At 72.1% G+C, this 14,166-nt stretch carries 13 protein-coding genes; 5 read left to right on the top strand and 8 right to left on the bottom strand.

Annotated elements, in window-relative coordinates:
- Positions 1–32 precede the first annotated feature (32 nt).
- The 3 genes from B0I32_RS07545 to B0I32_RS07530 are packed head-to-tail and all read right to left on the bottom strand — an operon-like array spanning position 33 to position 3,536.
- Positions 33–1,070, bottom strand: a complete 1,038-nt coding sequence (locus B0I32_RS07545; RefSeq protein ID WP_106236232.1) for a sulfotransferase family protein — start codon at positions 1,068–1,070, stop codon at positions 33–35.
- 21 nt (positions 1,071–1,091) lie between these two features.
- Positions 1,092–2,045: a CDP-alcohol phosphatidyltransferase family protein gene (locus B0I32_RS59675; protein ID WP_245955662.1), complete on the bottom strand. Its 954-nt coding sequence runs from the start codon at positions 2,043–2,045 to the stop codon at positions 1,092–1,094.
- A 48-nt stretch (positions 2,046–2,093) separates the two neighbouring features.
- Complete coding sequence (locus B0I32_RS07530) at positions 2,094–3,536, bottom strand: glycosyltransferase family 2 protein (protein ID WP_181307138.1); 1,443 nt, start codon at positions 3,534–3,536, stop codon at positions 2,094–2,096.
- A 155-nt stretch (positions 3,537–3,691) separates the two neighbouring features.
- On the opposite strand from B0I32_RS07530, the gene B0I32_RS07525 reads away from it, so the two are divergent.
- Together B0I32_RS07525 and pseI are read left to right on the top strand one after the other, a co-directional pair.
- Positions 3,692–4,183 (top strand): GNAT family N-acetyltransferase, encoded by a 492-nt coding sequence (locus tag B0I32_RS07525; RefSeq protein ID WP_106236228.1) that lies wholly within the window; start codon positions 3,692–3,694, stop codon positions 4,181–4,183.
- Positions 4,180–5,223, top strand: a complete 1,044-nt coding sequence (pseI, locus tag B0I32_RS07520; RefSeq protein ID WP_106236226.1) for a pseudaminic acid synthase — start codon at positions 4,180–4,182, stop codon at positions 5,221–5,223. Before B0I32_RS07525 ends, pseI begins: the two co-directional genes overlap by 4 nt.
- 78 nt (positions 5,224–5,301) lie before the next feature.
- On the opposite strand, the gene B0I32_RS07515 is transcribed toward pseI, so the two are convergent.
- Positions 5,302–6,303 carry a PseG/SpsG family protein gene (locus B0I32_RS07515; RefSeq protein WP_219911691.1) on the bottom strand — a complete coding sequence of 334 codons (1,002 nt, stop codon included), beginning with the start codon at positions 6,301–6,303 and terminating at the stop codon, positions 5,302–5,304.
- The gene (locus tag B0I32_RS07510; protein WP_106236224.1) at positions 6,300–7,013 is read right to left on the bottom strand and encodes a cytidylyltransferase domain-containing protein; all 714 of its coding nucleotides are present in this window, start codon (positions 7,011–7,013) and stop codon (positions 6,300–6,302) included. Before B0I32_RS07510 ends, B0I32_RS07515 begins: the two co-directional genes overlap by 4 nt.
- Before the next feature lie 154 nt (positions 7,014–7,167).
- Here B0I32_RS07510 and pseB point away from each other — a divergent pair, with 154 nt between their 5' ends.
- Together pseB and B0I32_RS07500 are read left to right on the top strand one after the other, a co-directional pair.
- The gene (pseB, locus tag B0I32_RS07505) at positions 7,168–8,145 is read left to right on the top strand and encodes a UDP-N-acetylglucosamine 4,6-dehydratase (inverting) (RefSeq protein WP_106236222.1); all 978 of its coding nucleotides are present in this window, start codon (positions 7,168–7,170) and stop codon (positions 8,143–8,145) included.
- Positions 8,145–9,269, top strand: a complete 1,125-nt coding sequence (locus tag B0I32_RS07500) for an aminotransferase class I/II-fold pyridoxal phosphate-dependent enzyme (RefSeq protein WP_106236220.1) — start codon at positions 8,145–8,147, stop codon at positions 9,267–9,269. Before pseB ends, B0I32_RS07500 begins: the two co-directional genes overlap by 1 nt.
- Before the next feature lie 62 nt (positions 9,270–9,331).
- On the opposite strand, the gene B0I32_RS07495 is transcribed toward B0I32_RS07500, so the two are convergent.
- Genes B0I32_RS07495 through B0I32_RS07485 form a run of 3 tightly spaced genes read right to left on the bottom strand, consistent with a single transcriptional unit; the run spans position 9,332 to position 13,694 of the window.
- On the bottom strand, positions 9,332–11,224 hold the full coding sequence (locus B0I32_RS07495) for a glycosyltransferase family 2 protein (RefSeq protein ID WP_181307136.1): 1,893 nt from the start codon (positions 11,222–11,224) through the stop codon (positions 9,332–9,334).
- 20 nt (positions 11,225–11,244) lie between these two features.
- Entirely contained in the window at positions 11,245–12,861 is a 1,617-nt protein-coding gene (locus B0I32_RS07490) for a class I SAM-dependent methyltransferase (RefSeq protein ID WP_146178075.1), read from the bottom strand.
- A complete protein-coding gene (locus B0I32_RS07485) occupies positions 12,858–13,694 on the bottom strand; it encodes a hypothetical protein (RefSeq protein WP_245955660.1) in 837 nt (278 codons plus the stop codon). The genes B0I32_RS07490 and B0I32_RS07485 overlap by 4 nt, the downstream gene beginning before the upstream one ends.
- Positions 13,695–13,854: 160 nt before the next feature.
- On the opposite strand from B0I32_RS07485, the gene B0I32_RS07480 reads away from it, so the two are divergent.
- Positions 13,855–14,103 (top strand): acyl carrier protein, encoded by a 249-nt coding sequence (locus tag B0I32_RS07480; RefSeq protein ID WP_106237019.1) that lies wholly within the window; start codon positions 13,855–13,857, stop codon positions 14,101–14,103.
- The last annotated feature ends 63 nt before the right edge of the window (positions 14,104–14,166 follow it).

Genomic DNA, 14,166 nt, shown 5'->3' with positions numbered 1-14,166 from the left:
ACGGCATCGAGCGCTGACCCCCAGGGGCAGGCTCAGACCGGTTCGGTGAGTTCCTTGCGCTGCTGCGGCACCCCGGCCAGCGAACGCTGGCGGGTGGTGAGCATGGCGGCCACCGGGCTCGGCTCGCGCAGCCGGTTGAACCGGTCACGCATGGCCTTGCGCATGCGGCTGGCCTTGCGCTTCTGCATCGTCTTCTGCGCGGCCGTCACGTGCTCCTTGGCCGGCTTGGGCGCGCCGGTCAGCTCGTACCCCATGGACTCCAGGCGGTCGCCGAGCATGTGCTCGCACAGCGCGATCTCCCAGTCGTCCAGCCGGTTCGCCCAGCTCCCGACCCGGCTGCGGGTGACCTCGCGGTGGGTGTTGCTGTGCCAGACCTTGTGCTGCGGCACGGCCACGCTGGCCGCCTCGCGCGGCGAGATCATCGACGGCGAGAAGTCCTCGTCCAGGAAGTGGCAGAGCTTCTTCAGCTCGGTCATCGGGTCGTCGGTGAGGTCCTCGTAACGCAGCTCGTAGTAGGTGTCGTCGGGCAGCGTCCGCTTCAGCCGGCCGCCCGCGTCGATGGCCTCGGCCCAGGTGGAGACGGCGTGGAAGGAGTCCAGCGTGTACCAGGGCATCTCCTTCAGCGAGGCCACGCAGTCGCGGCCGTCCCTGATGAGGTGGATGAACTGGGCGTCGGGGAAGAGGCGGAGCAGCAGGTCCACCTGCTTGACGTAGCTGGGCCGCTTGTCGCCCCAGCGGGCCTTGTCGAAGCGGTCGGCGTACATGCGGAAGGCCGTGCCGATCACCGAGCCGAGCGAGCCGGGACCCTCCATGGCCTGCCGGACGAACTCGTCCTTGTCGATCTTGAGCTCGCGGAACTTCGTGCTGCGGTCGGTCGCGATCCACTCCGCGAGCGCGCGGCGGCGCTGGTCCAGCCGCAGGTCCCCCCACGTGCGGCGGCGGTAATAAGCGGGAACGAGGAAGCGCGTCTCCGGCGGCACCGCCATACGGGGGTGCGAGTGGAGCATCAGCTGGAGCATCGTGGTGCCGGACCGCGGGCATCCGATGACGAAGACTGGTCGGTCTGACATTTCGTACTAACCCCCGAAAACTTAGACGAGAACGTGTTCTCGGCTCTCCTGAGACGAGCTCACGCCGTGCCTGCGCGTGAAGAGCCACAGCCGGTAGATCAGGAAGACCTCGTTGGCGAGCAGCAGAGCTCCCGACATGGCGGCGAGCGGGATCAGCGCCCATGCCCCCGCGAGGGGCGCGATCACGAACACCGCCGCGTGGAACTCGATGCCGCTCACCAAGTGCGAGCGGACGCGGTGGCGGGCCAGGAACCGGTTGAGCCGCTTGAAGAACCGGAAGAACGCGCGCGGCCGGGGCCCCCGCCCCATCCGCTCCCGCTCCGGCGGCTCCAGCGGATCCACCGAGAAGGGATCCGGCCGGTACGCGTCCGCCCTGAAGGGATCCGCCGCGAAGGGATCCGCCGCGAGCGGATCGGCCGCCGGCGAGTCCGCCGTCAGGACGTCCACCGCCAGCGGGTCCGGCCCCAAAGGCTCCAGCCCGCTCTCCTGCCGTTCCTCCCTGACGGCCTCGCGCACGCGCTTCATCTGCGGCGCGTTGACGTACCTGAACAGGTCGAGCACGGCCACCGCCGCGCCGAGGACGACGAAGCTCACGTCGCCGGTCAGCGTGTACTGCCCGTACGCCAGCCCTCCGGCGCACAGGACGACCCTGACCCGGTCCCCCACGTAGTCGAGCCAGAGGCCGAAGGCCGTCCCCGTGCCCTTGAGCCGGGCCACTTTGCCGTCCACGCAGTCGATCATGAAGCTGAGATAGAAGAAGCATGCGCCCGCAATGAGCTGGTTCATGGCGAAACAGGCGGCCGATACCAGGCCGAGGACCAGCGAGATCACGGTGAGCGCGTTGGGCGTCAACCGGGTGTGATTGGCGACGGGAAGGGTGACCCGGCAGGCGACCGGGTCCACGAAATACACGGTCCACCAGGAGTCTCTCCGCTTGCGTGTCTCGTGGACGTCATCGAGCGAATAGGTCCTCATGCACTCCAGCATGACCACGCACCGCCCCCGAACGATTACTGTCTGGAACTACTGGGGGATGTCCATGCCGCTTCTTGACCAACCCGGCACGGAAAACCGCCACGCGGAGCCGGCCTCCCCGTCGCGGCACCAGCCCTTGAACACCAGGCCGCGCAGCTCGGCCCGCACCTGCAACCGCCACGGCCCCGTGCCGTGCAGGCGGGAGGGGTCGATGGAGGCCACGACGCCGTAGCGGCCCCGCCGCAGCGTCTCCAGGGGGACCCGGCGGTTGCCGTCGCACAGCCACAGGCCGACCTTGGGGATCTTGCGATCGACGCGGTGGAAGGCCACGTGGGCGCGCAGGCGGTACTCGGCGCCGGTCCACTCGCACTCGTCGACCCTGGCGATCAGCTTGACCTCGTCGCGGGCGTCGAACACCTCGTCGGGGATGCGCAGGCGGCGGCTGCGGAAGAAGGGGTAGTCGCCGTACCAGTTGGTGACGCGCAGGCCGCGCGGGACCACCCGGGCGACGTCCTCACGGCCGCGCCTGAAGTCGCGCACCGCGCGCAACTCCGAGATCAGGCCGCGCCCGAGCAGGTGCAGCTCAAGGCGGCGCAGCGACGGCGCGCTCGCCAGCACGTGCGGGCCCAGCGCGGCCATCCAGGCACGGCCCAGGTCGAGCAGCGGCCCCGCCCCCTCCTCCGCGCGCTCCAGCGCCTGGAACAGGAAGACGGTGTCCTTCTCCAGCACCAGGGCGTCGAAGCCGTCGAGCAGCTCGGGCGCCCGCTCGTCCAGGAAGGCCCGCACCGACTGGATCGCCGCCAGCCGCTCGCGCAGGTTGGGCAGCTCGGAACGGCGCTGCGTGATCGAGTGCTCCCCCTCCTCGCGCTTGCGCCAGTGGTAGACCACCTCGCCCACCATGTCCACGCTGGTGGCCAGCACGTGGGCCTGCATGGCGACGGGCACGTCCTCGTAGATGCCGGACGGGAAGCGCAGGCCGCAACGCTCCCAGAAGTCGCGCCGGTAGACCTTGTTCCACACCGTGCGGTCCCTGATCAGCACCTGCTTGTCGGTGATGTGCGTGCACAGCTGCGGCCGCCGGAACACCTTCTCGTGCAGGACGGACTCCTCCAGCTCGCCGTCCACCAGCCGCCGCACCGCACCGCAGGCCAGGTCGGAGCCGGTCTCGGCGAGCTTGCCGACGAGCAGCTCGTACGCCTCAGGCGGCACCACGTCGTCGCTGTCGGCGAAGGCCAGATAGGTGCCCCTGGCCTGGCGCACCGCCTGGTTGCGGGCCGGCCCCGGACCCAGGTTGCGCTGGCCGATCAGGACGAAGCGCTCGTCCCTGGCGGCGAAGTCCTCGGCGACGCGCCGGCTGCCGTCCACGGAGCCGTCGTCCACCATGATCACCTCGATGTCGTCGAGGGTCTGCGCGGCCAGCGACTTGAGGCACTCGGTGATGTACGGCTCCACGTTGTGGAACGGGACGACGACGCTGAGCAGGGGGATCATGCCGAATTCACTCCTAGGCTCGGTGTGGTTCGAGGGCAGCATGACGTGACCGGCGGGCCGATCCCGGCTTCGATGCCCGTCCCTGATGAGCTCTTTACCTGACGCGGAATCCGCTACGTTGGGCGAGTCATCGAGCACGGATAGTAGGAGGAGCGGTGCTCAGAGACGTCCGCGACGGCGACCTGCCGGACCTGCGCCGCTGGCGCAACCACCCGCGCGTGCGCGCCGCCAGCTTCACCACCCACGAGATCACCGAGGCCGAGCACGCCCGCTGGTGGGCGGCCGTCCGCTCCGACCCCGCCAGGCGGGTGCTGGTCTACGACCACGCAGGAGCACCCGCCGGGGTGGTCACCTACTCGGACGTGGCCGACGGGAGCGCGTACTGGGGCTACTACCTGGACTTCGACGGCCTGGAACGGGCGGGCGCGCTGCTGCCGGCCTGGATCGGGCTGGAGCGGGCGGCCGTCGAGCACGCCTTCGGGCCGCTCGGGCTGAGCACGCTGCGCGGCGAGGTGCTGGCCGGCAACGAGCCGGTCATGCGTTTGCACAGGCGCTTCGGGTTCGTCGAGGTGGGGGCCTATCGCAGGAACGTGGACGGGGTGCCGCGCGAGGTCGTGCGGATCGAGCTGAGAAGGGACCACACATGATCACCATCGGGGGACGCGCGATCGGGCCGGGCCGGCCGCCGTACGTCGTCGCGGAGCTGTCCGGCAACCACAACGGCAGCCTGGAGCGGGCTCTGGCCATCGTGGACGCGGTGGCCGAGGCCGGGGCGCACGCGCTGAAGCTGCAGACCTACCGGCCCGACACGCTGACCATCGACTGCGACGGGCCCGCGTTCCGGCTGGGCGAGGAGCACGAGCTGTGGGGCGGAGAGAACCTCTACCGGCTCTTCGAACGGGCCCACACGCCGTGGGAGTGGCACCGGCCGATCTTCGAGCGGGCTCGCGAGCGAGGGCTGGCCGCCTTCTCGGCGCCCTTCGACCCGACGGCGGTCGAGCTGCTGGAGAAGCTGGGCGTGCCGGCGTACAAGATCGCCTCGTCCGAGATCGTGGACCTGCCGCTGATCCGGCTCGCGGCGGCCACCGGCAAGCCGCTGATCATCTCCACGGGGATGGCCTCGGCCGCCGAGATCGACGCCGCCGTGTCGGCCGCCCGCGCGGCCGGCTGCACGCAGCTCGCGGTGCTGTCGTGCACCGCCTCCTACCCCGCCGACCCGTCCGAGAGCAACCTGCGCTCACTGCCGCTGCTGGCCGCGCTCACGGGCGAGGTCGTGGGCCTGTCCGACCACACGCCGGGGCTCGGGGCGGCGCTGGCCGCGGTGGGGCTGGGCGCCTGCCTGATCGAGAAGCACGTCACCATGGCGCGGGCCGACGGCGGGGTGGACTCCGCCTTCTCGCTGGAGCCGGCCGAATTGGCGGCGCTGGTGGTGGAGAGCGAGCGGGCCTGGCGGTCGCTGGGCGAGGTCGCGATCGGGCCGCGGCCGTCCGAGCGCGAGGGCCTGCGCTTCCGCCGTTCCCTGTACGTGGTGCGCGACGTGCGCGCGGGCGAGCCGGTCACCCCCGGCAACGTGCGCTCGATCCGGCCCGCGGGCGGCCTGCCGCCGGACGCGGCCGACCAGGTGATGGGCCGCCGCTTCACCCGCGACGTTCCCTTCGGCACGCCGCTCTCCTGGGACCTCGTCTAGCGGACGCTCCCGCCGGCGGGCACACTCCCGCCGGCCGGGCGCGGCTCCGCCGGCCGGCCCGGTCGCGCGGGAGCCGCGTCAGCCGGGTGCGAGCAGGGCGTCGGCGACGCGCTCGCGGCCCGCGCCGTCCACGAGGTCGTGGCCCCTGCGGCCGTGCTCCTCGCGGGCGGCGGGGTCGGCGAGCAGGTCTGCCAGCACGGCGACGGCCTCGGGTCCCGGCTCCGGGCCGAGTCCGGCCGCCACTCCCCTGCCGACGAGCTCCTCGTACCCGATGAGCTGGTTGCCGGCCACCCAGGTCAGCGCCGTGGGGACGCCGAGGTGGAGCAGCTCCCAGACGGCCGAGCCGGCCGCGGTGAGCACGAGGTCGGCGCCGGCCATCAGCTCGGGCAGCCGGTCCGTCGGCGGGATCACCTCGATCGGCCCCTCGGCCGCGAACGGCACCGGGCTCACGACCGTGCCCGCGAAGGGCCGCCCGGTCTCCGTGAGCGCCCGCGCCCAGGCCGGCGCGACGCCCGCGCTGTCGGTGCCGCCGAAGAAGCACAGCACACCCGGCACCCGCCCCCGGCGCGGGGCCCGGTCGGGGACCCGCCGCCGCCGATCCCGCCCGAGCCGCCGCACGCTGTCGCGCAGCAGCACGTAACGCGCGCCCGCCAGCCGCACGGCCGCCGGAGGAAAAGGGCGGTGCTCGGCGCCGAGGTTCTGGTCGAGGTACAGGTCGGCCTCCTGGCCCAGCGGATCGCCGTCCACGATGGCCAGCACCCTGACGCCGGCCTCCCTGAGCGCGGCGCCCGTCTTCTCCGGCAGCAGGTACGAGTCGAGCACCAGGGCGTCCAGCCCCAGACCGGCCGCCAGCACGGCCAGCTCGGCCGGCTCGCGCGGCGCCGGGACCAGCAGCAGGCCGCGTTCACGGAGCTGGGCCCGCGCCCACGCCGACCCGCGTACCTCGCCGAGGAAGACCACCTCGACGCCCCTGGCGCACAGCTCCTCCGCCAGCGCCACGCACCGCACCAGATGGCCGACCCCGCTCTCGACCCCGGCGTCGCAGCGCAGCCCCACCCGTCGCACCGGGCCGGCCGTCACGCGTCCTGCAGCGCCTTCTGGCGTACGTGGGCGTTGAGCCCGCGCACGTCCGGCCGTTCGCGCAGCCAGCTCACCAGCGTCCTGACCGGCACGCACCGGTCGCCCAGCTCGGCCGCGACCGCGGAGATGAGCCGCCAGTCGTCCTCGGTGTCGAGCGTGACCCGCAGGTCGTCGCCGGCCGGGCGGTAGGCCAGCCCGAGCAGCCGCGCGTCGCCGGGGTGCTCGTAGATGTAGGAGGTCACGTGGGTGCGGTGGAAGCCGGTGGCCTCCTGGTGCGCCCTGGCCAGCGCGGCCCGTCCGGCGATCTCCACGTCGAGCCCGCGCGGCAGCGTACGCGCCAGGCTCGTGCTCAGGTAGTCGAGCCCGGGAACGGCGCGGAAGACCAGCGCCGCCTCCCTGATCACGGCCGGGTCGAGCATCGGGCAGTCGGCCGTGAACCGCATGACCGCGTCCCAGCGCCGCCCCTCCAGCGCGCCGACGAACCGGGTCAGCACGTCGTCGACCGGCCCCCGGTGGCAGGCGACGCCGAGCCGGCCGCACTCGGCGGCCACCGCGTCGTCGCCCGGCTCGGACGTGGTGGCCACGACGAGGTCGTCGAGCGCGCCCGCCTCGCGCGCTGCTCTGATCACCCAGCCGAGGACGGAGCGGCCCTCCAGGTCCCGCAGCACCTTGCCGGGCAGCCGTGTCGAGCCCATCCGAGCCTGAACCATTCCGACAATCCGCACCGAAGCCCCATTCCCCCGTGTGACAGTTGGGTGCACTTCAGTCACATGCACAGGACTCACTGTGTGTCACTGAACGATCGCGCTATGCTACCGCCTGCCACGACGACGACAACGCGCCAGCGCGCTTTCAGGGGGCCACGTGAGCATTCTCAGTGGATCGTCGATTCTGATCACCGGAGGCACGGGGTCCTTCGGCAAGGCGTTCATCCGACACGCGCTCGACTCGCTGGGGGTCCGCCGCCTGGTGGTCTTCTCCCGCGACGAGCTCAAGCAGTACGAGACCAGGCAGCTCTTCGCCGACGACGAGCGGCTGCGCTGGTTCATCGGCGACGTCCGCGACCGCGACCGCCTGACCAGGGCCATGCACGGCATCGACTACGTCGTGCACGCCGCGGCGCTCAAGCAGGTCGACACCGCCGAGTACAACCCGTTCGAGTACGTCCGCACCAACGTCGCCGGCTCCCAGAACGTCGTGGAGGCCGCGATCGACTCCGGCGTGCGCAAGGTCGTCGCGCTCTCCACCGACAAGGCCTCCAGCCCGATCAACCTGTACGGCGCCACGAAGCTGGTCGCCGACAAGCTGTTCGTCTCCGCCAACCACTACGCCGCCGCCCACGAGACCCGCTTCTCCGTGGTCCGCTACGGCAACGTCGTCGGCAGCAGGGGCTCGGTCATCCCCCTGTTCCAGCGGCTGGCCGAGCAGGGCGGCAGCCTGCCGATCACCGACAAGCGGATGACCAGGTTCTGGATCACGCTGGAGCAGGCGGTCAGGTTCGTGGTCGACTCCTTCGACCTCATGCAGGGCGGCGAGCTGTACGTGCCGCGCATCCCCAGCATGCGCATCACCGACCTGGCCGAGGCGCTGGCCCCCGACAGCCCGATCTACGAGATCGGCGTGCGGCCGGGCGAGAAGCTGCACGAGGAGATGATCGGCGCCGACGACGGCCGCAGGGCGCTGCGGCTGGCCGACCGGTACGTGGTCCAGCCCACGATCGCGACCTGGGGTTACACCCCGCCGCAGACCGGCGAGCAGCTGCCCGAGGGCTTCGCCTACCGCTCCGACAGCAACGACCACTGGCTGTCGGTCGAGGACCTGCGCGCCATGGTGACCGGCTGATGCTGCCCTACGGACGGCAGTCGATCGCCGAGTCCGACGTGGCGGCGGTCGCCGAGGTGCTGCGCGGCGACTGGCTGACCACCGGGCCCGCCGTCGGCCGGTTCGAGGCGGAGCTGGCCCGGTGGACGGGCGGCGTGCCCTGCGTGGCGGTCACCTCCGGCACCGCGGCGCTGCACGTCGCGTACGTGGCCGCCGGGGTCGGGCCGGGTGACGAGGTGGTCACCTCACCGCTGACGTTCGTCGCCACCGCGGCCACGGCCGCGCTGCTGGGCGCGCGGGTGGTCTTCGCCGACGTGCAGCCCGACACCGGCAACCTCGACCCCGACGCCGCCGCCGCGCTGTCCAGCTGCCGGACGCGGGCGGTCACGGCGGTCGACTACGCGGGCCATCCGGCCGACTACGACGAGCTGCGGACGGTGACCGAGCGGTTCGGGGCGGTGCTGGTGGGCGACTCGGCGCACGCGATCGGGTCGGCGTACAAGGACCGGCCGGTGGGGGCGCTGGCGGATCTGACCACGTTCTCGTTCTTCCCGACGAAGACCGTGACGACGGCCGAGGGCGGGGCCGTGGCGGCGAGCGACCCGGAACGGTTCCGGCGCGCCGCCGCGTTCAGGAACCACGGCCTGGTCAGGGAGCCGTCCGAGCAGCGCGAACCGGACGAGGGCGGCTGGCACCAGGAGGTGCACGCGTTCGGGCTCAACTACCGGCTGCCCGACGTGCTGTGCGCGCTCGGCCTCAGCCAGCTGCGGCGGCTCGGCCGCTTCCGCGAGCGGCGGGCCGAGCTGGTCGCCCGGTACAACACGCTGCTGCGCGACGTGCCGGGGCTGACGCTGCCGGCCCAGCGCGCGTACGTGCGGCCGAGCTGGCACCTCTACCCGGTCAGGGTCCGCGACGGGCGGCGGCGCGAGGTGTACGAGCGCATGCGCGCCGCCGGGATCGGCGTGCAGGTCAACTACCTGCCGGTGTACCGGCATCCGGTGTTCGCCGACCTCGGCTACCGGCGCGGACTGTGCCCGCGGGCCGAGGAGTACTACGCCGAGCAACTGTCGCTGCCGCTCTTCCCCGACCTGACGGACGCGCAGCAGGACCGCGTCGTGGAGACACTGACGGACATCCTGTCCTGAGTCGGCGGCGGGGGTGCTCCAGCCGACGCGGGCACCCTGTCCTGAGCCTTCGATGGGGCGGGTCAGCGTTCCACGAGCAGCAGGCAGCCGTCCTCGCCCCGGTCGATCTGGAAGCTCCGCCCGGCGACCGTGACCCGCGGCCGCGGTCTCGTGCGGACCAGGGGCCGCTGCGCCCGCCCGTGGTCGATCAGCACCTCCCACCACGACTCCTGGCCGACACGCTCGTCGATGCCGGCCAGGGGCACGCGGGCGCGGAAGTCCTGGCCTTCCAGCTCGACGGGGAAGTACATCTCCTCGCCGTCGTTCCTGCGCCGCAGCCGCAGCACCGGCTCGCCGTCGCCGGCGTCGGACATCACCCCGGACAGCAGCAGGTCGCCGCCGTCCACCCGGCAGTCGGCGACGGTCATCGACGCCGTACGGACACGCAGCCCCCAGGCGCCCCGCGACGTGCGCACCGGCACCAGCCACACCCCTGACCTGCGCCGGGGCAGCGGGATCGGCGGCGGCAGCCAGCGCGGCCCCGCCACCCTGCCCTCCAGCCGCAGCCCCTGCCCCTTGAGCTGCACGCACAGGTCCCACAGGCCGTGCCTGGCCAGCCGGGCCCGCGACATCGCGCCGGGGTCGAGCGCGAACCTGAACGGGAACGCGTGCTCGGGCAGCCGCCCGCCGTCCTCGTCCTCGACGCTCTCCCAGGTGGGGGCGCTCTCCTCGTCGGACAGCAGCATGACGTCGCCGGTGTCGCGCTCCTCCAGCCAGATCCGCACCCGCACCCGCCGCAGGCCGCCCACGTCGAACCTGCCGACGGCCACCCGGCCCGCGCCGCACAGCACGCCGTCGCGCCAGTCGAGGCTCACCAGCCTGGCCTGCAGACCCAGCTCGCCGGAGATCTCCGACAGGTGCCCTGGCAGCGACGGGTGCCGGCCGTACCAGCGCTTGCGCAACATCCCCGCCGAGCCGACCTTGGGCCACAGGTGGCCCTCCCTGGCCTGGGCGAAGACGGCGGCCAGCTCGTCGAGGCGGCGCCGGTGCAGCAGGTGGACCAGGAGCCGGTGCTCGAACGGGATGCTCTGCCAGGCCTCGGGCGAGACGCCGTCGAGATAGCGGACGGCCAGGTCGAGCAGATCCTGGTCGACCGAGTCCCCCGCCGCCCCGGCCATGGCCTCCACGGCCACGCCCATGTCGATGTCGAGCGTGTCGCGGTCGAAGTCGGCCTTGAGGTGCGGCGCCTCGGCGGCCACCAGGTCGGCGGTCTGGAGCACCGACAGCAGGCGGTCGCGCAGGTTGCCCGGCTCCAGGCGGCGCTGGGTGATCGAGGAGGCGGGCTCGTCGCGCTGCCGCCAGTGGTAGACGACCCTGGCCAGCACGTCCACGGACTTGGCGCCGACGTGGGCGGCCATGGCGACCGGCTGGTCCTCGTACATGCGCTCGGGGAAGCTCAGCCCGAGGCGGTCCCAGAAGGAGCGGCGGTAGACCTTGTTCCACAACATGCGGTCGCGGATCAGCAGCGGGTGCCGGGTGATGTGGGTGCGCCGCAGCGGCTTGGCGAACGCCTCGCGGTGCGCCCACGACGGGATGAGCAGGTTGCGGTGCAGCCGCATGACGTTGCCGCACGCCAGGTCGGAGCCGGTGTCCTCCAGCGTGGACACCATGCGCTTGAACGCGTCGGGCGGGACGGTGTCGTCACCGTCCACGAACGCCAGGTAGTCGCCGCGCGCGTGCCGCACCCCGACGTTGCGGGCGTGGCCGACGCCGTGGTTGTCCTGGCGGAGCAGGGTGATCCGCGGGTCGGCCGCGCGTCTGGACGCCACCACCTCCGCGCTCCCGTCGGCGCTGCCGTCGTCCACGCAGATCACCTCCACCTCCTCCCCGAACGTCTGCGCGGCGATGGAGTCGAGACAGGGTCCGATGTACTTCTCGACGTCGTGGAACGGGACGATCACCGAAAGAACCGGCACGGGCACTCCTCATCGTTGGCTCAGCCGGACAGCAGGCGCATGACGCGGCGGGCGACCTTGCGGGGACGGGCCAGGCGGCGGGAGAGGCGGTATCCGAGTGTTCTGCGGTAGGCGGTGGCCTTGCGCTGGGTCCTGCGCAGCTTCGCCTTGGCCCTGACCAGCTCGCGCTCGCGGTAGGAGAGCTTGGTCTCCAGCCGGGCGATCCTGGCCAGCGCGGCGGTGAGCTGGTCGGCCAGGCGGTCGCGGGCGCTGAGCAGGTCGCGGTAGGCGGGGGCGTCCGCGGCCAGCTCGGCGGGCCGGCCGAGCTCGGCGTCCAGCTTGCGGGCCAGGTCGAGGTCACCGGGGTCGCAGGTGTGCCCGGCCATGCCGCACAGGGTCAGCGTGAGCTGGTCGGCCTCCAGCGGCCACGGCCACGGGTGGTGGTGGCCGGCGGCCAGCAGCCTGACCGCGAAGCGCCACAGGATCCGGCAGAGCACGACGCGGGGCTCCGGCGGGGTGGCCGGCGCCGCCGGCGGGTTGACGGCGGCGAACCGCTCTCCGTCGTGGACCAGGCTGTCGGCGGCGGCCGACACCTCGCCGCCCTCCTCCAGCCACGCGGCCAGCTCGGACAGCAGCTCGCGGATGGTCCTGACGTCCTCGCGGGCGCACGCCTCGACCAGCAGCTCCTCCACCACGCGGCCGGCGGGGACCGGCCGCTCCTCGCCGCCGGGCAGCCGCCTGGTGCCCGAGGGGGTGAGCTCGTACAGGGCCTGGCCGTCCTCGATCAGGCCGAGCGGCAGCTCCACCGTCCGGGACGCGCCCGTGGCGCGCGGCGGCCTGGTGGCCACGGCCACCCAGAGCGGCGCCAGCTCCTCGCCCAGGCGGTGCCGGAAGACCAGCCGGGTCACCCGCAGCGGGTCGGCGACCAGCATCCGGTCACCGTCTCCCGCGCTCAGCGCGAACGTCAGCGCCTCGGGCAGGTCGAAGCCCAGCGCCTCCCTGGACAGCAGCGACCTGGGCGCCCGCCGGTCGGGGAAGGCCGCGTAGCAGCGCTGCACGCTCAGCCCGGCCGACTCCAGCCCCACGTCCAGCGCCCCGGGACCGCCGGGGTAGCTGGGGTCGAAGCCGTGCGGGGCCCACTGGTCGTCGGCGCACTCGCGGCCGGTCGGCCTGGCCTCGACGAACCGGTCCACCCCCAGGTCGTTGTGCACGCCGAGGACCAGCCGCCCGCCGGGCGCGACCAGGTCGGCCAGCGCGCCGAGCGCCTCGTCCCAGGCGGCGGCGGGCGCCTCGGCCGAGTGCGTGCGCAGCAGCCCGTCGAGGGCCACCACCAGCTCGTACGGCTCCTCATCCGCGAGCAGCTCCAGCCGCCCGCAGTGGACGGTGAGCCCCGGATGCCGTTCGGCCAGGGCGCGGGCGTCGGGATAGGAACGCAGCAGCACGGCGGCCGACGACGCCCGCGCGACCACGTCGTCCACCAGCGCCTGCGGATGCGGCCCGACCAGCAGCACCCTGCCGTCGTCGGGCAGCACCCGCCCGAGCAGCTCCAGGGCCGCGCCGCGCCAGTCCACCACGCCGCCCAGGCCGGACATGTCCGACCAGAGCAGCATCTCCCCGCCGATCAACCGCACGTTGTCAGGTGCCTCGTTGGTGTTCACGCGGTGCGCACCCGCTTCCATCCGAACATGCGCCGTAGCTCCTCCGGTGTCGCCTGATACTCGAATCCCAGCTCCCGCCGCGCCACCTCGGCCGCCAGCTCCCGATCGACCTCGGTGCCGTGCAGCTCCGGCCACAGCCGCAGGCGGCGCGCGGTGCCGCCGTACTCGGGCCGCTCGTCCTCGTACTGCATCGGGTCTCCGTAGACGGCCACCTCGCATCCCACCGAGGCGCCGTAGAACAGCGCGCTGCCGAGCCGGTTGGAGGCCACCCTGCGGTGGCCGCGCAACTCGATCAGCTGCTTGCGCAGGAAGTCGCGGCCCTTCGCCTCCCAGCGGGAGCCGCGATCGCCATGACAGATGACCCGGAATCCCCTCGATCCATACGCTTGTCGAATGTCCGGATTTGCGTATTCCAACCAATAAAGGCAGATGGTGACCGGACCAGTCTCGACATTTCGTATCTCGTCGGCCAGCCTGGCGTGGTCGCCGCTGACGGAATACTTCTCCCACCCATGAAAGGGATACCAGATCGTGCCCTCGCGATCCGGCCGGACGCCCAGCTCCGGTTCGAGGTCAAGAAGGTAAATCCACGGAGCGCCGATCAGGTAGTGACCCCGCCGGCCCATCGACCATCCCCGGCGGCGCAGCACGTCCGACCAGACGAAACGGGGATAACCGGGACTGCACCAGTGGTCGTTGGGTGGAAATCCGTGGAGATAGTTCCATCCGTGCTGGAGGAAACCTTGAATGCGATTTGGCGTATCTTCAGAAAGGCCGCAGTATCTGCTGAGTATGCGGGAGTGCCCGTACCAGTGATTGGATTCGTCCATCATTCCCCCCGTACGGTTGCCGTGTCCCACCCGACATTCCCAGCACCCATCCGGGGTCACGCCTCGTTATACGCTTCCATTACCCAGGACGGGGCCTTGGTTTTTCATCGCGAACAATTGCGGCTACACTTCGTCGTGGCTTGAGGACAGAGAGTGAGTGATCATGAGTCATCTCGATCGCCTGCGGGCCGTGTTCCGCATGGCGCTCAACCTGCCGCCCGACGCCGACGTCGACGACCTGCGATACCGGGCCATCCCGCAGTGGGACTCCCTGGCGCACATGGCGTTGGTCGCCGCGATGGAGGACGAGTTCTCCATCATGATCGACACCGACGAGATGATCGACATGAGCTCGTTCGCGCTGGCGGCCGAGCTGCTCGAGAAGCACGGCGTCGGTGCGGCCGCCCGCTGAGCCCCGCCCGGCGAGCGCCGGCCCGACGGAGCCCTGCTCGGCCACCGCCGCAGGGCCCACCGA

Source organism: Nonomuraea fuscirosea (assembly GCF_003001935.1).
Taxonomy (GTDB): Bacteria; Actinomycetota; Actinomycetes; order Streptosporangiales; family Streptosporangiaceae; genus Nonomuraea; species Nonomuraea fuscirosea.
Note: the sequence above shows the minus strand (reverse complement) of the source record. Positions and strands in the feature narration are given on the sequence as shown.

Bases quoted from the DNA above. Each gene is read 5' to 3' on its own strand.
- B0I32_RS07545 (WP_106236232.1), bottom strand. From the start codon at position 1,070: ATGTCAGACCGACCAGTCTTCGTCATCGGATGCCCGCGGTCCGGCACC.
- B0I32_RS59675 (WP_245955662.1), bottom strand. From the start codon at position 2,045: ATGAGGACCTATTCGCTCGATGACGTCCACGAGACACGCAAGCGGAGA.
- B0I32_RS07530 (WP_181307138.1), bottom strand. From the start codon at position 3,536: ATGATCCCCCTGCTCAGCGTCGTCGTCCCGTTCCACAACGTGGAGCCG.
- pseI (WP_106236226.1), top strand. From the start codon at position 4,180: ATGATCACCATCGGGGGACGCGCGATCGGGCCGGGCCGGCCGCCGTAC.
- B0I32_RS07510 (WP_106236224.1), bottom strand. From the start codon at position 7,013: ATGGTTCAGGCTCGGATGGGCTCGACACGGCTGCCCGGCAAGGTGCTG.
- B0I32_RS07500 (WP_106236220.1), top strand. From the start codon at position 8,145: ATGCTGCCCTACGGACGGCAGTCGATCGCCGAGTCCGACGTGGCGGCG.
- B0I32_RS07485 (WP_245955660.1), bottom strand. From the start codon at position 13,694: ATGATGGACGAATCCAATCACTGGTACGGGCACTCCCGCATACTCAGC.
- B0I32_RS07480 (WP_106237019.1), top strand. From the start codon at position 13,855: ATGAGTCATCTCGATCGCCTGCGGGCCGTGTTCCGCATGGCGCTCAAC.